The 21,425-nt window shown below is 74.4% G+C and carries 15 protein-coding genes; 8 read left to right on the top strand and 7 right to left on the bottom strand.

The window, feature by feature from the left end:
• Nucleotides 1-6: 6 nt before the first annotated feature.
• From AB0J71_RS02255 to AB0J71_RS02245, 3 genes are read left to right on the top strand one after another with little or no spacing between them, the layout of a single operon-like run.
• Nucleotides 7-1,158, top strand: coding sequence for an AAA family ATPase (locus AB0J71_RS02255; protein WP_352323711.1), 1,152 nt, complete (start codon nucleotides 7-9; stop codon nucleotides 1,156-1,158).
• Nucleotides 1,155-4,829: a DUF5682 family protein gene (locus AB0J71_RS02250; protein ID WP_364412116.1), complete on the top strand. Its 3,675-nt coding sequence runs from the start codon at nucleotides 1,155-1,157 to the stop codon at nucleotides 4,827-4,829. The genes AB0J71_RS02255 and AB0J71_RS02250 overlap by 4 nt, the downstream gene beginning before the upstream one ends.
• Nucleotides 4,826-6,904, top strand: a complete 2,079-nt coding sequence (locus AB0J71_RS02245; protein WP_364412113.1) for a hypothetical protein — start codon at nucleotides 4,826-4,828, stop codon at nucleotides 6,902-6,904. The genes AB0J71_RS02250 and AB0J71_RS02245 overlap by 4 nt, the downstream gene beginning before the upstream one ends.
• Nucleotides 6,905-6,948: 44 nt before the next feature.
• Here AB0J71_RS02245 and AB0J71_RS02240 read toward each other — a convergent pair whose 3' ends face one another.
• The 5 genes from AB0J71_RS02240 to AB0J71_RS02220 all read right to left on the bottom strand — a co-directional run bounded on the left by AB0J71_RS02240 (nucleotide 6,949) and on the right by AB0J71_RS02220 (nucleotide 13,203).
• A complete protein-coding gene (locus tag AB0J71_RS02240) occupies nucleotides 6,949-9,156 on the bottom strand; it encodes an Hsp70 family protein (protein WP_364412111.1) in 2,208 nt (735 codons plus the stop codon).
• On the bottom strand, nucleotides 9,153-9,527 hold the full coding sequence (locus tag AB0J71_RS02235) for a hypothetical protein (RefSeq protein ID WP_352323707.1): 375 nt from the start codon (nucleotides 9,525-9,527) through the stop codon (nucleotides 9,153-9,155). The genes AB0J71_RS02240 and AB0J71_RS02235 overlap by 4 nt, the downstream gene beginning before the upstream one ends.
• 99 nt (nucleotides 9,528-9,626) lie before the next feature.
• Nucleotides 9,627-10,775 carry a UDP-galactopyranose mutase gene (gene glf / locus AB0J71_RS02230; RefSeq protein ID WP_364412109.1) on the bottom strand — a complete coding sequence of 383 codons (1,149 nt, stop codon included), beginning with the start codon at nucleotides 10,773-10,775 and terminating at the stop codon, nucleotides 9,627-9,629.
• Nucleotides 10,772-11,410, bottom strand: a complete 639-nt coding sequence (locus AB0J71_RS02225; protein WP_352323705.1) for a hypothetical protein — start codon at nucleotides 11,408-11,410, stop codon at nucleotides 10,772-10,774. Before AB0J71_RS02225 ends, glf begins: the two co-directional genes overlap by 4 nt.
• Nucleotides 11,407-13,203, bottom strand: coding sequence for a carbamoyltransferase C-terminal domain-containing protein (locus AB0J71_RS02220; protein ID WP_352323704.1), 1,797 nt, complete (start codon nucleotides 13,201-13,203; stop codon nucleotides 11,407-11,409). Before AB0J71_RS02220 ends, AB0J71_RS02225 begins: the two co-directional genes overlap by 4 nt.
• A 199-nt stretch (nucleotides 13,204-13,402) precedes the next feature.
• Here AB0J71_RS02220 and AB0J71_RS02215 point away from each other — a divergent pair, with 199 nt between their 5' ends.
• From AB0J71_RS02215 to AB0J71_RS02195, 5 genes are read left to right on the top strand one after another with little or no spacing between them, the layout of a single operon-like run.
• Complete coding sequence (locus tag AB0J71_RS02215; protein ID WP_364412106.1) at nucleotides 13,403-14,344, top strand: glycosyltransferase family 2 protein; 942 nt, start codon at nucleotides 13,403-13,405, stop codon at nucleotides 14,342-14,344.
• Nucleotides 14,341-15,543 (top strand): ATP-grasp domain-containing protein, encoded by a 1,203-nt coding sequence (locus AB0J71_RS02210; protein ID WP_364412103.1) that lies wholly within the window; start codon nucleotides 14,341-14,343, stop codon nucleotides 15,541-15,543. The genes AB0J71_RS02215 and AB0J71_RS02210 overlap by 4 nt, the downstream gene beginning before the upstream one ends.
• Nucleotides 15,540-16,823 (top strand): hypothetical protein, encoded by a 1,284-nt coding sequence (locus AB0J71_RS02205; RefSeq protein WP_364412100.1) that lies wholly within the window; start codon nucleotides 15,540-15,542, stop codon nucleotides 16,821-16,823. The genes AB0J71_RS02210 and AB0J71_RS02205 overlap by 4 nt, the downstream gene beginning before the upstream one ends.
• Nucleotides 16,820-18,031 (top strand): hypothetical protein, encoded by a 1,212-nt coding sequence (locus tag AB0J71_RS02200; RefSeq protein ID WP_364412097.1) that lies wholly within the window; start codon nucleotides 16,820-16,822, stop codon nucleotides 18,029-18,031. The genes AB0J71_RS02205 and AB0J71_RS02200 overlap by 4 nt, the downstream gene beginning before the upstream one ends.
• On the top strand, nucleotides 18,028-19,326 hold the full coding sequence (locus tag AB0J71_RS02195; protein ID WP_364412094.1) for a hypothetical protein: 1,299 nt from the start codon (nucleotides 18,028-18,030) through the stop codon (nucleotides 19,324-19,326). The genes AB0J71_RS02200 and AB0J71_RS02195 overlap by 4 nt, the downstream gene beginning before the upstream one ends.
• 42 nt (nucleotides 19,327-19,368) lie before the next feature.
• Here AB0J71_RS02195 and AB0J71_RS02190 read toward each other — a convergent pair whose 3' ends face one another.
• The gene (locus AB0J71_RS02190; protein ID WP_364412091.1) at nucleotides 19,369-19,851 is read right to left on the bottom strand and encodes a hypothetical protein; all 483 of its coding nucleotides are present in this window, start codon (nucleotides 19,849-19,851) and stop codon (nucleotides 19,369-19,371) included.
• A 495-nt stretch (nucleotides 19,852-20,346) separates the two neighbouring features.
• Nucleotides 20,347-21,411 (bottom strand): alkene reductase, encoded by a 1,065-nt coding sequence (locus AB0J71_RS02185; RefSeq protein ID WP_364412088.1) that lies wholly within the window; start codon nucleotides 21,409-21,411, stop codon nucleotides 20,347-20,349.
• Nucleotides 21,412-21,425 lie beyond the last annotated feature (14 nt).

The following is a 21,425-nucleotide window of genomic DNA, read 5'->3' as shown; positions in this document are numbered from 1 at the left end:
AACCCCATGACCCTCACCGACGAGGCGACCCCCGCCACGCAGGTGGTCTCCGCCGAGCAGCGGTACGCCACCGAACTGGCCTTCCTCGCCGCCCACGACGACGGCCCGCGCCCGCCCGGCTGGCTGCTGACGCCGCGGGCCGTCGTGACCTTCATCTGCGGCAGCGGCGAGGAGACCCTCTCCCTGCCCGCCCGCGACGGCCTGCCGTCCAAGCTCAAGGTGGCGCCCAAGTTCGTCGGCGAACGCGCGCTGGTCGAGCGCTGCGTCGTGACGCTCGCCGGCGAGCGCGGCCTGCTGCTGGTCGGCGAGCCCGGCACGGCCAAGTCGATGTTGTCGGAGCTGCTGGCCGCGGCGGTCTGCGGCACCAGCGCGCTCACCGTCCAGGGCACCGCCGGCACCACCGAGGACGCCTTCCGCTACGGCTGGAACTACGCGCTGCTGCTGGCCCAGGGGCCGAGCCGGGGCGCGCTGGTGGACTCCCCGGTGCTGACCGCCATGCGGTCGGGGCGGGTGGCCAGGGTCGAGGAGATCACCCGCTGCCTGCCCGAGGTGCAGGACGCGCTGGTGTCCATCCTGTCCGACCGGCGGGTCAGCGTCCCCGAGCTGGCCGGCACCGACGACGCGCAGGTGGCCGCCGTCCCCGGGTTCACGGTGATCGCCACGGCCAACCTGCGCGACCGCGGCGTGTCGGAGATGTCGGCCGCGCTCAAGCGGCGCTTCAACTTCGAGACCGTCGATCCCATCTCCGACGCCGCGGCCGAGACGTCCCTGGTGCGGCGGCAGGCCACGGCGGTCGTCCAGCGCGCCGGCGCCGGGTTCGCCGTGGACGACGCGGTGCTGGAGGCGCTGGTCACGGTCTTCCGCGACCTGCGCACCGGACGGTCCGGCGAGGGCTGGGACGTCGAGCGGCCGGGCACCGTGATGTCCACCGCCGAGGCGGTGCAGGTGGCGGCCTCGCTCGGCGTCGCGGCCGCGTACCTGCCGGGCGGCGACGTCCTCGACCTGGTGCCCGGCCACCTGCTGGGCGTCGTGCGCAAGGACGACCCCGCCGACCACGGACGGCTGCTCGGCTACTGGGACGGGCCGGTGCGGCGGCGCGCCGAGGACGGCTCCGCCATGTGGCGCCGCCTCTGGGACCTGCGGGAGAACCTCCGTTGACACCCCACACGCGGGCCGACCTGACGGACCCGGCAGGCCCCTTCGACCCAGCGGGCCCGCCCGACCCGGCGGCGTCTCTCGACCCGGCCGATCCGCGGGTGGTGGTGGCCGGGCTGGCCGCCGCGACCCGGCCGTACCTGGTGGGGGTGCGGCACCACAGCCCGGCCCTGGCCGTGGTGCTGCCCGAGTTGCTGGAGGCGGCCGACCCGGAGACGGTGTGCGTCGAGCTGCCCGCCGACTTCCAGCAGTGGCTGCCCCATCTGGCCGACCCGGCCACCGTCGCCCCGGTCGCCCTGGCCGGGAACGGCGCGGACGGGCTCGGTTTCTACCCGTTCGCCGACTTCTCCCCCGAGCTGGTGGCGATCCGGTGGGCGGTCAAGCGCGGCGTGGAGGTGCTGTGCTGCGACCTCCCGCTGTCGGACCCGAGCCGACAGGCCGCCGGACCAGCGCCCGAGCCCGGACCAGCGCCCGAGCCCCAGGCTGAGGCCGACGGCGGGCCCCGCTTCGCCGACGCGCTGGCCGCTTCGGGCACCGGGCGGGCGGGGGACGACATGTGGGACCGGGCCGTCGAGGTCCTGGCGCCGGGCTGCGAGCCGGAGGCCGTCCGCCGGGCCGCGCTCGGCGTCGGCTGGGCGCTGCGGCGCGACGCGGCGACGGGCGGCGGCGTCCCGGCCAGGGACCTGGCGCGGGAGGCGCACATGCGGCGCGTGGTGTCCGCCGCCGCGGCCGGTGGACGCCGGGTCGCCGCGGTCGTGGGCGCCTTCCACGCCCCCGCCCTGCTCACCACCGACGAGACCCCCGCCCCCGCCCCCGCCCCCTCTGCCTCCGACTCTGCGCCCGCCGGGTCTGCGTCCGTCGGGGCGCAGGCCGTCACTTCGCTGGTGCCGTACGCCTTCGACCTGCTCGACTCCCGGTCCGGCTACCCGGCCGGGATCCGCGACCCGCGCTGGCAGCAGGCGGTGTTCGAGGCGGACGGCGTACCGGACCGGGTCAGGGACGGCGCCGCCCGCGCGATCACCGACCTGTGCAGGGAGCTGCGGGCCGCCGGGCACACGGCGGGCACCGGCGAGGCCGTCGAGACGCTGCGCCTGGCGTGCGACCTCGCCCGCCTGCGCGGCCTGCCCGCCCCCGGCCGCGGCGAGCTGCTGGAGGCGGTGACGACCGTCCTCGGCCAGGGCGAACCCCTGGGCCGCGGACGCGCGCTGGCCAAGGCGCTCGACACGGTGCTCGTCGGGACGGCCAGGGGCCGCACCGCCCCCGGCACCCCCCGCTCGGGGCTCGGCCCCGCCGTCGAGGAGGAGCTGGCCGCGCTCAGGCTGCCCTGCCCGGACGACCCCGAGCCGCGCGAGGTACGCCTCGACCCGCTCCGCTCCGACCTGGACGCGCGCCGGGAGGTGCTGCTGCGGCGGCTGCACGTGTGCGGCGTCGGCTACGGCGAGCCGATCCAGGTGGCGGGCACCGGCGACGCCACCGCGCTCACCACCAAGTGGCGCCTGTCCTGGACGCCCGCCGTCCCCGCGCTGCTCGACCTGGCCGGCGTCCGGGGCGTGACCGCGGCCCAGGCGGCGGCGGGCACGCTGCGCGAGACCTACCGCCGCGAGTCCGCGGACGGCGGGCCCACCTGCCGCACCATCCTCGACGGGCTGCGCGCCGCCGCCCGCTGCGACCTGCCGGACCTGGTCGGGCAGCGGCTGGCCGACGCCGCCGGCACGCTGCCCGCCACGGCCACCCTCCCCGAGCTGCTCGACGCCCTCGACCTGCTGGAGGCGCTGCGCCGCGAGCACCTTCCCGGCACCACGCCGGAGGGCCGCGAGCAGGCGGGCGAGCTGGCCGTCACGCTGCTGGAGGCCGCGGTCCGGTCGCTGCCCGGACTCGCCGGCAGCGACCGGCCCGAGGACGCGGTCGCGCTGGTCGCGCTCGCCACGCGGGCCGGGGACGAGCGGCTGGGCCTGCGGCTGGACGACGCGCTGGGCGCGCTCGCGCGTACCGGGGCGCCGCTCGTCCAGGGGGCCGCGCTGGCCGCCCGCGTGCTGCTCGACCTGGACGGCCCCGAGCTCCTGGGCGCGCGGGCGGCCGGCTGGATCGACACCGCCACCACCCCGGACGGCCGCCGCCGGCTCAGCCTCCTGCTGACCGGCGTGCTCACGGCCGCCGGACCGCTGCTCCAGGCGGCGCCCGCCGCGCTCGGCCCGCTGATGGACCGGGTGGACGAGCTGGCGGACAAGGAGTTCCTCGACCGGCTGCCCGCCCTGCGCGGCGGGTTCGACACGCTCGCCCCGGCGGCGCGCGGCCGGCTGCTGGCGGCGGTGTCCGAACGGCTCGGGGACCGTCCGGACCTGACGCTGGACGCGCCGCCCGACCTGCTGGCCGCCTGGACCTCCGCCGACCTGGCCGGCCTGACGGCCCTGCGCACCCTCGGCCTCCTCACCCCGCACGACGACCCGGCCCCGCAGGAAGATCTGCCCTCACAAGCTGGTCCGGCCCCGTATGACGGTCCGGCCCCGTATGACGGTCCGGCGCCGTCGGTGTCCACGCGCCGGGCGGAGGGCGGGACGCGGATCGGCCCCGCCGACCGGTGGCGGCTGCTGCTCGGCCGGGAGCGCGAACGGCTGCCCGCCGGCGCCCGCCCGTACGCCCGCGCCCTGGACGAGCTCTACGGCGCCGGCCGCGGCGAGGGCGCCGACGACTTCGGGCAGCAGGGCGACACCGGAGGCCAGGGCGACCCGTTCCCCACGGCCCGCGAATGGGCCGAGGAGCTGGAGTCCCTGTTCGGCGGCGACGTACGCGAGGAAGTGCTGGCCAGGGCCGCCGACGCCGGACGGCACGACGTGCTCGCCGAGCTGGACCCCGCCGCCGTGCGGCCGTCGGTCGAGCTGCTGACGTCCGTGCTGTCGCTGGCCGGCGGGCTGCCCGAGCAGCAGGTCGCCAAGCTCAGGCCGCTCGTCCGCCGCCTGGTCGCCGAGCTGACCCGTGAGCTGGCGACCCGGCTGAGACCCGCGCTGACCGGCCTGGCGAACCCGCGTCCGACCAGGAGGCCCGGCGGACGGCTCGACCTGCCGCGCACGCTGCGCGCCAACCTGGCCCACACCCGCCGTCTCGATGACGGGCGGCTCGTGGTGGTGCCGGAACGCCCGGTGTTCAGCACGCGGGCCAGGAAGGAGGCCGACTGGCGGCTGATCCTCGTGGTCGACGTGTCGGGCTCGATGGAGGCCTCGGTCGTGTGGTCCGCGCTGACGGCCGCCGTCCTCGCGGGCGTGCCGACGCTCTCGACGCACTTCCTGACGTTCTCCACCCAGGTGATCGACCTGACCGACCGGGTGGAGGACCCGCTGTCCCTGCTGCTCGAAGTGCGGGTCGGCGGCGGCACGCACATCGCCGCCGGGCTCGCGCACGCCCGGACGCTGGTCACCGTGCCGAGCCGTACGCTCGTGGTCGTCGTCAGCGACTTCGAGGAGGGCTACCCGGTGGGCGGCCTGCTCGCGGAGGTGCGCTCGCTGGCCGGGTCCGGCGTCCACCTGCTGGGCTGCGCGGCGCTCGACGACCAGGGCGTGCCCCGTTACTCGCTGCCCATCGCCCAGCAGCTCGTCGCGGCCGGCATGCCGGTCGCCGCGCTCAGCCCGCTCGCCCTCGCCCGCTGGGTGGGGGACCGCCTCCGGGGAGAAGTCCGGTGAACACCTCTGCAACGCTCCCGCCCGCCGCGCCGCACGTGGTGGCCGCCGCCGTCGACGGCCTGACCAGCAGGTTGCGCAAGAAGCTGGACGCGGCCGTCGACCAGTACGCCGCCCTCGACCGGGTGGCCGACGGCGCCGACGTGGTGGTCACGTGCGGCGAGGACGCGGTGGTCACACTGTCGCCGGGGCCGTCGGGGGTGATCGCGGAGGAGGGGCAGGCCCGCTGCTCCTGCCTCCTCGCCCCCCGCTGCCTCCACCGCGCCGCCCTCCTCACCGCCTGCCCCCTTGCCGACACCCTGCCCTTGGACGTCGAGACGGACACGCCCCCGTCACCTTCCGGGCAACCGGACCCGCCCTCCGCCGACGGACGTCCCGCCCAACCGGCCACAGAACCCACCCGACGCCCGGACACCGGCCAGGCGGGCACGGAGTCGGGACCTGATACAGGAGCCGGCCAGGCGGGTGCCGCGGCCGGGTCAGGGGCAGGGCAGGCGGGTGCCGGGTCCGGAGCGGGCTCGGTAGCCGGACACGCGGACGCCGGGTCAGGAGCGGGCTCGGGGGAGGTGGTCGTTCCGGCTGCGGTGGTGCCCGGGGCGGCGCAGGTGGCGGCGGCCGCGGGGTTGTGGCGGGCGGCGGCCGCCGTGCTGTCGGCGGGCGTGCCGGGTGCGGGTGCGGTGCCGCAGGCTGAGCTGCTCAGAGCCGCCCACACCGCCCGCGTGGCCGGGCTGCCCAGGGCCGAGGCCGCCACGCTGCGGGTGGTGCGCGGGCTGCGCGCCGCCCGTGCCCGGTACGACAGCCACCGTCTCGCCGACCTGGTCTCCGCCCTGCGGGAGCTGCTGTTCACCGTGGGCCGGCTGGCCGCGTCCGACCCCGACCCGGCGCTGGTCGGCACCGTACGGCGCGGCTACCGTCCGAACGGCGGCCTGAAGGTGTACGGCGTCTTCCGCGAGCCCGTGATCAGCAGCACCGGCTACGGCGGGGTGGTCACGCACCTCGTCACCGACGACGGACGCTGGTTCTCGGTGGCCGACGTCAAGCCCGGCGGCGCGGCCCGTGCCCGTGGCGCGGCGACCGCGACCGTCGCCATCGGGGCGGCCATGATGAGCCACGCGCAACTGGCCCGCGGCGGACTGCTGATCGCCGGGGCCACCGTCTCCCCGGACGGCCGCCTCGGCGCGGGCAAGGGCGTACGGGCCACCCCGGTCACCGGCCTGGCCTGGACGGACGGGCCGCTCGGCGCGCTGTTCACCCGGCCGCTGTCCGAAGCGGTGGGGGACCGGCTGTCGGCGGGGGCGTGGAGCGAGGAGGAGTCGGCCGAGCAGGTACGGGAGCCGGTCGGCTGCGACCTGGTGATCGTCGGCGCGGCGGGCGACCACGTCCTGGCCTGCCACCTCCCACCCACCGGCCCGCCGCAACCGGCCGGCCTTGGGGGAGCGGCGGTCGGCGGGGAGGGGCCGGTGGTCCGGCTGGTTCCGGCGAACCGTCATCCCGACCTCGCGTACGTCGAGAACCTGCGGCGGCTCGCCTCCCGGCCCGGCCTGCGGGTGCGCGTGGTGGCCAGGGTCGAGCCAGGCCGGGCGGCGACGCTCGTCCCGCTCGCCGTGGGGCCGGTCGGGGGCGAGGAGGCGACGCTCAGTCTGCCCCCCGAGTGGCAGGGCCGGGCCGACCTCGGCTACGACCGCCTCCAGGGCTCGCACCTGCCGCCCGCCGACGCCTGCCTCCCGCTCGGCCAGGACGCGTTCGCCGAGGTGGACCCGCTGGACGGCGCGCCGCTCTGGCGGGTGCGCCGGCTGGTCGAGCTGGCCGTCTCCGGCGGACGCAGGGCGGTCGCCGAGTCCGCGCGCGGCGGCGACGCCCGCGGGCAGGCCGCGTCCCTGCGCCGCGCCGGGTTCCGCACGGCCGCCGACCTGGCGGTCGCGCTCGCCGACGAGGCCGACCGGCGTGACCGCGACGTGTTCGGCAGGCCGGCCGAGGCCGATCCGGACGGGTACGCACGGGCCTGGCTCGCGGCGGCCACCCACCTGGCCGCCACCGAACGCGCCCTCGTCCGCGCCTCCTGGCAGGCCACCCCCTGACGAACCGGCGAGCGGCCCGCTCCCTGAGGACGCGGGCCGGTCGGTCAGCCGGGGTGGCGGGTCACCGGGAGGGGGATGCCGGTCGCCGCCTCCCGGGCCGTGACGGTGAAGGTCAGGCCGGCGTCCACGCCGAACGTCACCTCGATCCGCGGCTCCCCGCGCCGGGCGGCGGGGATGCCGCCCACCATGTACGTCCCCAGCACCGCGTTGAGCGCGGCCGTGGCCTGCTCGCCCTCGTAGACCTCGACCCGCAGGGACGACTGGTCGTCGGCGGTCGTGGTGAACGTGACCGTCCGCTCGACCGGGACCGGGCTGTCGCGCTCGATGACCTTCCGCAGCGCACCGCCCTTGCCCCGCAGGCCGAGGGTCACCGGGGTCAGGTCGGCCTTGAGCACGCTCGCCTGCCGCGCCGCGCCGATGGAGGCGACCTCCTCGGGGCTCAGCCCCATGAGCGGGGGCACGCCGCCGGACAGCTCGGTGACCAGCGCCGTCACGGCGGGCATCCGGCTCGCACCTCCGGCCAGCACCACGTGCGCGAGGTCGGTCACCTTGAGGCCGGAGTCCTGGAGGGCGCCCCGGAACGGCCCCCGCAGCCGGGCGAGCAGGTCGGCGGTCAGGCTCTGGAACTCCCGCCGGGTCAGCGTCGTGTCCAGGTGGAGCGGGCCCTGCCGGCCCGAGGTGAGGTAGGGCAGGTTGACGTGCGCCTGCTGCGCGCCGGTCAGCTCGACCTTCACCCGCTCCGCGGCCTCATGCAGCCGCTGGAGCGCCGTCCTGTCGCCGGTCGGGTCGACGCCGTGGGTCTCCCTGAACCGTCTGGCCAGCTCGTCCACGATCCGCTGGTCCCAGTCGTCGCCGCCGAGCCGGGTGTCACCGTGGGTGGCCAGCACCTCGACGTAGCCGTCCCCGATGTGCAGCACGGACACGTCATAGGTGCGGCCGCCGAGGTCGAAGACCAGGATCGAGCGGTTCTCCGCCGCGTCGAACCCGTACGCCAGCGCCGCCGCGGTCGGCTCGTTGATCAGGCGCAGCACGTTGAGCCCGGCCAGCGTGCCGGCCTCGGTGACGGCCTGGCGCCGGGCGTCGTCGAAGTAGGCCGGGACGGTGATCACCGCGTCGGTGACCCGCTCGCCCAGGTACGCCTCGGCGTCCTGCTTCAGCCGGCCCAGCAGGAGCGCGCCGACCCGGGGCGCGGAGTATCGATGGCCGTCGACGGCCGTCGACCAGTCGGTGCCCAGCTCCAGGACGATCGAGCGCACGGTCCGTTCCGCGTTGGTGACGGTCTGCCGCTTGGCGGCCTGTCCGATGACGACCTCGCCGTCCCTGGCGAAGGTCACCACGGACGGCGTGGCCCGCGCGCCCTCGGAGCCGGGGATGACGACCGGCTCGCCGCCCTCGACGACGGTGACGAAGGAGTTGGCCGCGCCGAAGCAGATGCCGACCGCCCGGCCCGTCCGGCGGGCGGCCCCGGCCAGGCGGATCCCCGGTGGCGGGGCGGGGGCGGCCCGGGGCGGCGTCCGGGGCGGCTCTCGTCTGTTCCGCACGAGGGGCAGCTCGTCCGCCGCGCCGGCCTGGCTGTACTCGGGCAGCGGGAGCCGCCGGTCGAGCAGCCGGTAGCGCAGCGCGCGGGTGACGTCACCGATGGACAGGTCGGCGGGCCCGGCGGGGACGCCGTCCTGGAGGATCTTGAGCAGCTCGCCGGTGAAGGCGGTGTGGCGCTCGCCGGGTGGCGCGAGCGACAGGGTGTCCCTGGCCGAGGAGGTCAGGACGTACGCGCTGGTCGTGTCGATCAGCCCGCGCAGGGCCGGCCCGCTCATCCCGTGGGCCATGCCGCTGTAGCAGCAGTCGAGCACGACCACGGCGCGGGGCGCGCGGCGCTCGCGGATGATCTCCCGGATGACCGAGAACCGCACGCCGCCGATCCGTAGCCGGTCGGGCCTGGTGGTGGCGATCGGCAGCAGCAGGTCGTTCTCGGTCTTCTCGCCGTGGCCGGAGTAGTAGATGAAGACGGTGTCGGCGGCCTCGGTCGCCGCGTCGTGGATGAGGTCGAGGACGTGGTCGGAGCTGGCCGGGTCGATGAGCTGCGCGCAGTGGTCGCTCCGCAGGCCCCACGAGCGGGGGCCGGTGAGCACCTCGGCCAGGTCCGTGACGTTGGCCCGCACCGCAGGCAGGGCCGGCCACATGACCTGGTCGGTGTACGTCGTCGTGCCGACGAGGACGGCCCGGCAGCGGGCCGGGTCGGGCCAGGGGCTCATGGGGCGGGAGGCTCCAGCATCTCGGCCAGCCGCCGGGCCACCTCCATCACCTTCGCCGGGTCCTTGGCCGCCTCCACGCTCAACTCCAGCGTGCGCTCGCCATGGCTGACCTTGACCGTGAAGCTGTGGCGCCGCGTCCTGAGCCACCCGGCCAGCGCCTGGACGATCGAGACGCCCAGCCCGCCGGACGCGGCCGAGACCGCCAGCATGAGGGCGTCGGCGGCGCCGTTCATCGCCCCGGGCTCGGGCGGGCCGGGCAGCGGCCGGATCTCCATGCCCCGGAAGGCGCTGTCGCCGCGGAGCTGGCGCTCCAGGGAGGAGAGGGCGGGGGCGGTCGGCGTCTCGCCGTCGAGGCGCACGATTACCTGCATGCCAGAAGTGTGGCCCGCCCTCCCGGTCCGGCACAACCGTCCAGCCGAACCGTCCAGCCCTACCGTCCGGCCGCTGGTCCGCCTGAGCCTGGGGACGGCCTACTCGGGGACGTGGGCGGCGAAGCGGGGGCGCAGGCGGTTCTCGTACAGGGTCAGGGCGGCGGCGATGGCCATGTGCATGTCGAGGTACTGGTAGGTGCCCAGGCGCCCGCCGAACCAGACGTCCCGCTCGCCCTTGGCCAGGTCGCGGTACCGGCGCAGCCGGGCACGGTCCTGCGGCGTGTTGATCGGGTAGTACGGCTCGTCGGCCCGGCCGGCGAAGCGCGAGTACTCCCGCATGATCACGGTGGCGTCGGACGGGTACCAGGTGCGTTCGGGATGCAGGTGGCGGAACTCGTGGACGCGCGTCCACGGCAGGTCCTCGTCGGCGTAGTTGATCACCGACGTGCCCTGGAAGTCGCCGGTGGGCAGCACGGACGTCTCGAAGTCGAGCGTCCGCCAGCCCAGCTCGCCCTCGGCGTGGCCGAAGTAGCGGTCCAGCGGTCCGGTGTAGACGACGGGCACCGCACCGGCCAGGCTCTCCCGCAGGTCGAAGAAGTCGGCGCCGAGCCGGATCTCGATGTTGGGATGGTCGGCCATGCGTTCCAGCCAGGCGGCGTACCCGTCGGTGGGCAGGCCCTGGTAGAGGTCGTCGAAGTAGCGCCCGTCGAAGGTGTAGCGCACCGGCAGCCGGCCGATGATCTCGGCGGGCAGCTCGGCCGGGGCCGTCTGCCACTGCTTGGCGGTGTAGCCCCGGATGAACGCCTCGTACAGCGGCCGGCCGATCAGCGAGATCGCCTTCTCCTCCAGGTTGCCGGCGCTGGTCACCTCGGCGGCCTGCCGGGCGACCAGGTCGCGGGCCTCGTCCGGGCTGAGGTGGCGGCCGAAGAAGGCGCAGATCGTGCCCAGGTTGATGGGCATCGGGTAGACCTGGCCCTTGTGCACCGAATAGACCCGGTGTTCGTACGGCGTGAACGACGTGAACCTCTGGGCGTACTCCCACACGCGCGCGTTGGACGTGTGGAACAGGTGCGACCCGTACCGGTGGACCTCGATGCCGGTCTGCGGCTCGCGCTCGCTGTAGGAGTTGCCGCCGACGTGGTCCCTGCGCTCCAGCACCAGCACGCGCATCCCCAGCTCGGACGCGCACCGCTCGGCCACGGTCAGCCCGAACAGGCCGGAGCCGACGACGACTAAGTCGGCGTTCATGCGGCTGCGGGGACGAGCCGGTCCAGCCACCGTCGCACGGGCAGCGCCAGCACGACCCCGGCCAGGACGAGGTGGACGAGAAGGAAGATCACTGCCACGGCGACGCTCGGCGGCCCGCCGACGAACACCGCGATGTGCGAGGCCCACGTCAGCGTGCCGGGCCGGCCCTGCGGCCAGTCGCCGAGCAGCCACATCGACAGGTCGTTCAGCCCGGAGATCACGACCAGGACGCTGGCGAGCCCGACCTTCAGCACGCGGTCGGAGCGCGCCCCGCCCAGCCGGTAGGCGAACAGCACGGCCAGCACGGTGAAGGAGTTCATGAAGAGCATGAACTGGTAGAGCTCGGGGAAGGCGGCCTTCTGGTCGGCGGACTCGGCGTAGGAGAAGATGTGCAGCACGTTGACCGTGTCGAGCACGCCCATGTAGCCGACGACCAGCGCGCACATCAGCGCCATGCCCAGCCCCGGCCGCCGGGGGAACCCGGCCACGGCCAGCACCGCGAACACCAGCGGGCTGACCTTCCACAGCGCTTCGAGCGGGTTGTCCAGAGTGCGGTCGGGCGGCAGGATCACCATGATCAGGGTGGCCGCCGCGGCGCCCAGAACGGCGGGCGCCAGCCACAACCAACGCCTCAACGAACGTCCTTCTCGGTGAAGAACGGTCCCAGGGCCAGGGCGTCCATGTCGGTCTTGAGGTAGCAGCGCACGGCGTCCTCGGGGGTGCAGACGATGGGCTCCTCGTTGTCGTTGAACGAGGTGTTGACCACCATGGGCACGCCGGTCAGCTCCGCGAAGCGGGAGATCATCGCGTGGTAGCGCGGGTTGTCGGCCGCCGAGACCGTCTGGACGCGGGCGGTGCCGTCCTCGTGCGTGATCGCCGGCACCTTGTCCCGCTGGTGCTCCAGCACGTCGAACACGAGCAGCATGACGGGCGAGGGGTAGCCGCTGGCGAAGTACTCGCCGGCGTGCTCGGCCAGGCAGGAGGGCGCGAAGGGGCGGAACGGCTCGCGGTGCTTGACCTTCTCGTTCAGCCGGTCCTTGGCGTCGGCGCGGCGCGGGTCGGCCAGGATCGAGCGGTTGCCGAGCGCGCGCGGCCCGCACTCCATGCGGCCCTGGAACCAGCCGACGATCTTGCCGTCGGCCAGCGCCCGCGCCGTCGTGTCGTTGATGTCGTCGGTGCGCCGGTAGTCGAGGCCGGCGTCCTGGAGCGCCCGCTCCATCTCCTCCTCGCCGAACTGCGGGCCGAGGAAGATGTACTCCTCGTCGCGCGGGCGGCGCATGCCGTACTTCTCCACGCCCAGCAGCAGCGCCGCGCCCAGGGCCGAGCCGTCGTCGGCGGCGGCGGGCTGGGCGAAGAAGTCCTCGAACGGCGTCTCCAGCAGGATGCGGCCGTTCATGACGCTGTTCAGCGCGACGCCGCCGGCGGTGACCAGGCGGGTCTGCCCGGTCTTGGCCTGCAGCCAGCGCGCCACGTGCAGGCCGGTGCGCTCCAGCGTGGCCTGCAGCGCGTACGCGACGTCGGCGTAGTGCTGGTTGGGAACGGCGCGCTCGCGCGGCCTGGCCGGGCCGAAGCGCTCCAGGAACTTGGCCGACATCTGGTGCTTGCCGGTGGCGTGGTGCCGGAACCAGCTCAGGTCCAGCTCGAAGTGGCCGTCGGGGCCCAGGCGGACCAGGTCGGCGAAGTCGTCCACGTAGCGGTCGGTGCCGTACGCGGCCAGGCCCATGACCTTGCCCTCGTCCCGGGTCGGGTTGAAGCCGAGGTAGCCGGTGACGCCGGCGTACATGGCGCCCAGCGAGTGCGGGAACTTGACGCGGCGGATGTCGTGGATCCGGCCGCCCTTGCCCAGCCCGAGGTAGGTGGAGGTGCCGTCGCTGCCGATGCCGTCCCAGGTGATGATCGCCGACTCCTGGTACGGCGAGATGAAGAAGGCGCTGGCGGCGTGGGCGCGGTGGTGGTCCATCAGGTGGACCTTGAACTTCGTCCGGCCCCGGAAGTTCTGCGACTCGCGCAGGATCTTCTCCAGCGTGAACCCGCGCCGCAGGTGCAGCAGCAGCGCGCCGCCGACGTTGTAGTCGTCCGGGTGGGCCTGGCCCTTCTGGTCGGACAGCGTCTCCAGCAGGCCGCTGGCCTTGTCGCCGTAGTCGCCGGCGTCGTTGCGGAAGACGGCCAGCGTGTGGGGCAGGTGCCGGGCGAAGTGGCCGAGCGCGTGCAACGTCTCGCGGGGCGCCTGCCAGTAGTAGGCGACGTGGTCGACGTCGGCCAGCGTGATGCCGGCCTCCTCCAGGCAGTAGCGCACGGCCTGCGCGGGAAACCGGCCGTCGTGCTTGACCCTGGTGAACCGCTCCTCCTCGGCGAAGGCCACGATCTTCCCGTCGGCCACCAGGGCCGCCGCCGAGTCGTGGACCTGGCTGATGCCGAGCACATACATGAATGCCCCCTGACAATGCGCATGACCCAGCGGCCCCGCGTCGGAGATCTTCCTAACAAACCGTCCGGAAAGAAATCAATACCTAGCTTTTGTCTGACGCGTATGGATATATTCCGCAACCGGGGTCGTAGCCGGGTGGGAATGCCCGGGCCCTGTCACAGGGTGAACCGGGGTTGATACACGTGGTGAAGACCGTTCCATGAATGAGCATCCGCTTCCGGTTCCGCCGGACGGCCTGGCACTCACCGTGGTCGTTCCGTGCCTGAACGAGGCCGACAACATCCCTGACACCTATCGCGAAATCGCTGACGCGCTCGGTGACCAGGCCGAACTCGAAATACTCTTCGTCGACGACGGCAGTACCGACGACACGCTCGCGCGCATTCGCACGATCGCCGAGAGTGACAATCGTGTGTCTTTCATATCGTTGTCCAAGAATTTCGGTGTGGAGGCCGCCTTCTCGGCCGGTTATCGGTACGCCCGGAACCCCTGGGTGCTGCACCTGGACGCCGACCTGCAGTTCCCGCCCACCGAGGCCAAGCGCCTGATCGAGCGGGCGGCCGACGGGTACGACGCGGTGTTCGGCATCCGGGTGGACCGCAAGGACCCCTGGCCGCGGCGGACCGCGTCGATCGTGCACGACTGGCTGGCGCGGCGGCTGCTGGGCATCGAGATCCCGCCGCGCGCCACGACGTTCCGCCTGGTCCGCACGGAGATCGCGCGCCGGATCGTGGACCTGCGGCTCGGCACGCCGTACTTCCTGGCCACGCTGCCGCGCCTGACGCGCGCCTGGACGACCGTGCCGACCGCGCACCGGCCGCGGGTGCACGGCTCGTCCAAGGTGACCGTGCGCGGGCTGGCCAGGCACTCGCTGGACCTGTTCTTCGGCTTCTCCTCGCGGCCCATCTCGGCCGCGGTGTGGGCGGGCCTGCTCGGCCTGCCCGTGGCGCTGCTGGCCGGGATCACCGGCAGCGCGCTGCTGTTCGGGCTGGCGCTGGCCGCCGCCCTGTTCGGGCTGGCCATGATGGCCCGCACGCTTCTGCACATCTCTCGCGGTCAGGCCCGTCCGCCGCTGTTCCTCGTACGGGAGGCCAACGTGCCGGTCGATTCCGCTGACCTGCTCGCCGGGAGGCTCACGTGACCGGCGCCCGCCGCACCATCGCGGTCCTCGGCGGCGCGGACGGCGCCATCAGCACCATCCGCGCCGCGGCCCGCCTCGGCGTGCGCACGATCTGCGTGGACATGCGGGCCGACGCCCCCGGCGTCGCGCACGCCGACGAGTTCCTCGACCTCAGCACCCGCGACGTGCCGCGGGTCGCGCGGGCCCTGGCCGAGCGCGACGACCTGGCCGGCGTGGTCTCCCCGGCCAGCGACGTCAACCTGCCCTCGCAGCTCGCCCTGGCCGCCCGGCTGGGCCTGCCGTGCGGGCTGTCGGAGGGCGCGGTGCGCGGCTCGGTCGACAAGGGCTGGTTCCGCGCGATGTGCGCCCGGCTCGGCCTGCCCGGCCCCCGCCACGTGAGCGGCACCGCCGAGGAGGTGCTGCGCGACGCCCCTGACCTGGGCTTCCCGCTCATGGTCAAGCCGGTGGACTCCTCCGGCAGCCGCGGCGTGTCGCTGTGCCGCGCGCCGGACGAGCTGCCCGAGGCCGTGCGGCTGGCCAGGGAGTGGTCGCTGTCCGGCCGCGTCGTGGCCGAGGAGTTCCTGGAGGGGGCCCACTACACGGCCGAGGCGTTCGTGATCGGCGGCAAGGTGGCGCTGATCGGCCTGGCCGAACGCGAGCTCACCCCGCCGCCGCTGTTCATCACCGTCCAGCACACCATGCCGGGCCCCGGCCACGTCACCGACGCCGTGCGCCCGATGCTCGACGCGATCTGCGCAGAGACCGGGCTGCGCGAAGGGCCGCTCAGCGCCGACGTGCTGGTCACCGGGACGGGCGAGGTCGTGCTCGTCGAGATGGGCGCCCGCCTGGGCGGCAACGGCCTGGCCGAGCTGCTGGGCCTGGTCCACGGCGTGGACGTGGTCGAGCAGTACGTGTTGTCGGCCATGGGCGAGACGCCGTCCCTGACCCCGGCGGCGACCCGGTACGGCGCGGTCCGCGTGCTCAACGCGGAACGCGACGGGAAGCTGGTCAGGGTGGACGGCGAGGAGCAGGTCAGGGCGCTGCCCGGCGTCGTCGACCTGGTGCTGGCCGCCGCCCCCGGCGACCACGTGGAGCGCTATACGCGGGCGGGCGCCAAGCTCGGCTACCTGACCGCCGCCGCCTCCGGCCGGGACGCCCTGGCCGGCGTGCTGGCCGAGGCTACCGGGCTGCTCCGCTTCGAGATCGGGGACGGCCTGTGAGCCATGGACTGGGCGTCGCCGTGCGGGAGGTGCGGCACGTCGTGGACGCCTTCCGCGCCATCCGCCGCCCGCGCGCCGAGACCGACCGGCTCACCCTCGACGGCCTGCGCGACCTGCTGGCCTTCGCCCGCGCGCACGTGCCGCACTACGCCGACCCGCGCTACGACGTGCCCCTGCACAGCCTGGCCGACCTGGCGAAACTGCCGATCCTGGACAAGGCCACCGTGCTGGACGGCGACCTGTCCCGCTTCCACACGCCCGGCCTGAGCACCAAGGACTACCGGCTGGACCGGACGAGCGGGACCACGGGCCGCGTCCTGGAGGTGCGGCACGACGTGGCCGCCTACGGCTACCACGGCGCGACCATCTTCCGCCGCTTCCTGCTGTCGGGTTACCGGCCGTGGTGGCGGATCGCGCACATCAAGCCGTTCCCCCGCCCGCTGCGCTGGTTCCAGCGGCTCGGCCTGTTCCCGCGCACGGTCATCGGCGCCGGGCAGGGCGACGCGAAGATCCTGGCCGACGTGCTGAAGGTGCGCCCGCACCTGATCATGGGCTACCCGGTGGTGCTGCGCGGGCTGCTGCGCGCCGCCTCACCCGCCGACGTGGCCCGGCTGCGGCGCACGCTGCGCATGGTCATGACCGACTCCGAACTGCTCACCGACGAGGTGCGCGAGCTGCTGCAGAACGGCTTCGGCGTCCCGGTGTTCGACGAGTACTCGGCCTACGAGGTGCTGACCGTCTCCACCCAGTGCGACCGGGGCGCGATGCACGTGGACGAGGACCGCGTCCGTCTGGAGATCGTGGACGACGACGGCGGGCCCGTGCCCGACGGCCAGGACGGCGCGGTCGTGGTGACCCACTTCAGGGAACGGGCGATGCCGCTGATCCGCTACCGCCTGGGCGACCGCGGCATGATCGTGCCGGGGGAGTGCGGCTGCGGCAACCGGTTCATGCGCATGCGGGTGACCGGCGGCCGGTCCGACGACTACATCACCTTCCCCGGCGGCCACCGCGTCTACACGGCCACGTTCCTGTCGCTGGCCATGTGGACACCGGGCGTGGCCGAGAGCATGGTCCGCCAGGACGCCGAGGGCAACGTCACCGTGCACCTGGTCCCCGAGGCGGGCCGGGACTTCGACGAGGTGGCCGCGGCCTACCGGGACGGGCTGGCCAAGCAGGTGGGCGGCCCGGTAGAGGTGCGCTTCGAGCAGGCCGACCGGGTCACGCTCACCCCCGGCGGCAAGGGCAGGTTCGTCGAGTCGGCACAGGCCGGCCCGTGACCGTGAGCCTGCGCCGCAGGCCGCCGCCACGCCTCGTGGCGGTGACGGCGGCCCTGTTCGCCGGGCGCGGCGCGTTCCGCGCCGCCCTGTGGACCGCCAACCTGGTGCTGCTCGGCCTCTGGGGCGCCGAGGAGTTCGCCCTGTACGCCACCGCCAACGGCGTGTCCGGCTGGCTGCTGGCGCTGACGTCCAGCGGCATCGAGAAGGCCGCGCTCGCGCTGGTGCCGCGGCGCGGCGGCCAGACGCTGCGGCCGCTGTTCATGCTGCTGGCGGCCACGCCGTTCGCGGTGGCCGTGCCCGTGTGGCTGGCCCTGGCGGCGGCCGACCCCGGCGGCGCGCCCGCCCGGTACGCGGCCGCCGCCGCCTACGCCTGCGGGCTGGGCTGCTGCGCGGTGATGGCGGCGCTGAACCGGCTGCGCGGGCGGGCGCGGGCCGACGTGTTCGCCTACCTGACGCTCGCCGTCGCGCAGGCGTCCGGCGTGGGGCTGGTGGCCCTGACCGGGATGCGGGCCAACGCGCTGCTGGCCCTGCACGTCGGCGTGCTGGCCGTGCTGAACGCCGTGCTGGCGGCCGGGCTGATCCGCGGGCGCGCCGGCAGGGCGGACAAGGGCTCCTACCGGCCGGCCGTACGCGCGGCGGCGCTGCTCAGCGTCGGCGAGGTGACCGCCGTCGCGGCCACCTCGGTGACGTTCGCGTACTTCGCGCACCTGGACGACGCGCAGCAGACCAGCGTCTTCTACGTGTGGTCGGTGGCGCTGTCGGTGGTCGTGATGGGCGTGTCGTACCTGCTGCGCATCCTCCAGCCGCGGGTGGCGGTCTGGATCGAGGGCACGGGCGAGGCCGGCGCCCGCCGGATGGCGCGGCGCATCCTCGCGCCCGCCGTGCCGGCCGGCGCCCTGGGGGTGGTCGTGCTCGGGGTGGTGCTGGCGGGCGGTCAGCGGGGCATGGCGGCGACCGGCGCGGCGCTGCTGGCCGAGGCGGCGCTGACGGTGGCCGTGCTGCCCGCGTTCCTGCTGGTGGAGAACACCGACGACCGGGGACGGCGGCTGGCCGCGGTGGCCGCGTGCCTGCAGTTCGCGGTGGTCGCCGCCGCCGGCTGGTTCCTGGTGCCCGCCGCGGCGGCGTTCGGCGCGCTGCTGGCGTACTGCGCGGGCGAGGTGGTCAAGGGCGGCGTCATGCTGGCCACGCTGAAGAAGGAGACCTCATGAAGGGCTTGCCCAGCACGATCCCGGTGGTGCCGGTGCTGCGGAACCTGTACCTGGCTCGCTCGCGGGACCGCATGGACCCGGCCCGGCTCCAGGTCGTGCAGGACCGGCTGCTGACGGGGCTCGTCCGCCACGCGCACGCCAACGTGCCGTACTACCGCCGCGTGTTCCCGGCCGACGCCGTGGCGGCGCTGTCCACCGCCGCCGACCTGGCCGCGCTGCCGATGCTGAACCGGACGACGCTGCGGGACCTGCCGCCCGCCGAGCTGATGGCCACCGGGTTCACCCCCGACAACACCCGCGAGGCGCCCACCAGCGGGTCGTCCGGCGTGCCCATCCGCCCCTTCTACTCCGAGGGCGACCTCGGCTACCTGCGCGCCACCTACCTCCAGGACCTGCTGGCCTCGGGCCTGCGCCCCTGGGACCGGATCGGCTACTTCCGGGTGGGCGGGTTCCGGCCGCACCGGCTGCAGCGGCTCGGCCTGGCCCGTACGGTCCACGTCAACACCAGCCGGAGCCTGGACGAGCAGGTCGAGGCGTTCCTGCGCGGACGGCCGACGTTCCTGTGGGGCTTCCCCGGCTGCATCGTCACCCTCGTGGACGAGCTGCGCCGCAGGAAGATCGCCTACCGTGGCGTGCACACCGTCATCTTCGCCGGCGAGACGCTCACCCCCGAGGCCCGCGAGCACGTGCTGAGCTACTTCGGGGCGCGCGGCCACGAGGTGTACGCCTCGGTGGAGGCGTACACGATCGGCCGCACCTGCCCCGAGGGCGCGATGCACCTGCGCTCGGCCGACGTGGTGGTGGAGGTGCTGCACGACGACGGCAGCGTGTCGCTGGCCGACGGCGAGGGCGAGGTCCTGGTGACCCGGCTGCACGCCGAGGCGATGCCGCTGATCCGCTACCGGCTGGGCGACCGCGTGCTCATCGAGCCGGACGACTGCCCGTGCCGCGCCTTCCACACCCCGATCATCCGCCGGATCCAGGGACGGACCGAGGACCGCGTCGTGGCCGCCGACGGGCGTACCGTGCACGCCAACTTCCTCACCAACCCGGTCGTGATGCCGACGGCGGGCGTGCGCGGCGTGCAGGTGCTCCAGTACCGGCCGGGCGCGGTGGAGATCCTGCTGGTGCCCTCGCCGTCGGCGCCCGCCGACCTGGCCGGGCGGGTCCGCGACGCCGTGGCCGCCGTCGCCACGGATTTCGAGGTGACCGCGCGCACGGTGGACAGCATCACCCCGGAGCCCAACGGCAAGGTGCGGATGGTCAAGATCATGCACAACACCCCCGCCTCCTGACGCCCGCCGCGGCCCGGCCGTTCGCCGCCGGTCTGCCCGCCGTCAGCTCGGGCCGAGCCATTCGCGCAGGTCAGGGAGGTGGCCGAGCTCGGACTCGACGCGCCGCCTGTCCTCGGCGGTGAGCTCGGTGCCGCGCAGGCCGGCCAGCCACGGCTCGGCGGGCTCGCCGAGCGCCGCGGCCAGGCCCGTCAGCTTCTTGGAGCCGCCGTACTCCAGCTCGGCCGGCTCGTCCCGCTGGATGAACATGATCGAGTTCCCGGACGGGTCCGTCAGCGTGAACGCCACGGCGTCGACCAGGACCGGGCACGCCCCGGTCGCCTCCCGGGCGGGGTCGAAGTCCTTCGGCGCGGGGCCGAAATGCAGGTCGAATCCGCTCCAGCGCATCGCCAGATAGACGTAGGGCCGGGTCTGCCGGTGGGTGACGGTGAACCCGAGCGCCTCGAAGAACTCCAGGGTCTGCTCGGGGGAAGGGCAGGGCAGCACCGGAACTGTCGTCTCGTTGGGACGGATCGCGGGCTTGCTCATGGATTCCACCTCTCGCGTCATCCGACGATGCCGACATCTCCGGCGGCCTCTCGCATATGGATCGTTCCATGAGGATTCCACGGCCCCGTTCGCTGAATTCCGGGACGCGATCAATCAGACAATGCGCTTTTCCCGATCTCTTCGAATAGCGGGCGGACGGCGGCGAATTTCCGGCGATCCGCCCGCGCTGAATTCGCCGGAGAATTGTTCTCCACTGAATCGCGCACGGGACGAAGAATGCAGGGGAAAAGAGCGCCGATCACGTTTCGGTGACTCCGGCGGGTGGAGGCGCGCATCGGGGCTGGTGGCGTCCTGTTCGCGCGGGTCCCGGCCAATCGCCGCCGAGGTGAGGGGCGCGGGCCTTCCTTGACAGCGCCTCCGACGGGCTGCTCCGCCAGGAGGCCGCTTTATCGGCCGGCCGAAATTCCGGCCGGCCGCATCCTCGAAGATCGAAAAGGTGGTCGCCTGATCGGGGCCGCGCCCGCGACCGGCCGGTCAGGCGGGCAGGGCCGGGTAGTCGGTGTAGCCCGCGGCGTCGCCGCCGTAGAAGGTGGCCGGGTCCGGGGCGTTGAGCGGCGCGCCGGTCGCCAGCCGTCGGGGCAGATCGGGGTTGGCGAGGAAGAGCCGGCCGAAGGCGATCAGGTCCGCGGTGCCGTCCTCGATCAGCGCGAGGTCCTCCGGGCCGGTCGGGCGGTCGCCGGTGTGCGGGTTCAGGACGAGCGGGCCGGGGAAGAGCCGCCGCAGTGCGCGCGTCAGCTCCCGGTCGGCGGCCTCCATGACGTGCAGGTACGCCAGCCCCAGCCCGGACGTCCGGCCCAGCAGCTCCTCGTAGACCGGCCGCGGGTCGGGCTCGTGCATGTCGTTGTCCGGCCTCCCGGGGGAGATCCGCAACGCGGTGCGGTCGCCGCCGATCGCGCCGGCCACGGCGGAGACGACCGCCACGGCGAACCGGGCGTGCCCGGCCGCCGAGCCGCCCCAGCCGTCGGTGCGCCGGTTGCTGCCGGGGGCGAGGAACTGGTGGATCAGGTAGCCGTTGGCGCCGTGCAGCTCCACGCCGTCGAAACCGGCCTCGACGGCGTTGCGGGCGGCGTTCGCGAAGTCGGCGACGGTCCGCTCGATCTCGGGCTCCGTCAGCTCGCGCGGGGTGACGAACTCCTTGACGCCGTCGGGGGTGAACAGCTGCCCGCGCGCGGCCACCGGCGACGGCGCGACCGGGACCGCCCCCTCGGGCAGCAGCACCGGATGGCCGATCCGGCCGGTGTGCAGGAGCTGGGCGAAGATCTTCCCGCCCGCGGCGTGCACCGCGCCGGTGACCTCGCGCCAGGCGGCGACCTGCGCGGCGCTGTGCAGGCCGGGCGTGAAGGGGTAGCCCTGGCCGATCACCGACGGCTGGACGCCCTCCGTGACGATCAGCCCGGCGGAGGCGCGCTGGGCGTAGTACTGCGCCGTCAGGCTCGTCACCAGCCCGCCGCGGGCGCGGCTGCGGGTCATCGGGGCCATGACGACCCGGTTGGCCAGTTTCGTGCCGCCCACGGCGATCGGTTCGAAGGCGATGGACATGGAGGACTCCTTGC

The sequence above is a fragment of the Nonomuraea sp. NPDC049637 genome (assembly GCF_040675235.1).
GTDB lineage: Bacteria > Actinomycetota > Actinomycetes > Streptosporangiales > Streptosporangiaceae > Nonomuraea.
The sequence above is the reverse complement of the archived record's forward strand: the minus strand, read 5'-3'. Positions and strand labels throughout refer to the sequence as shown.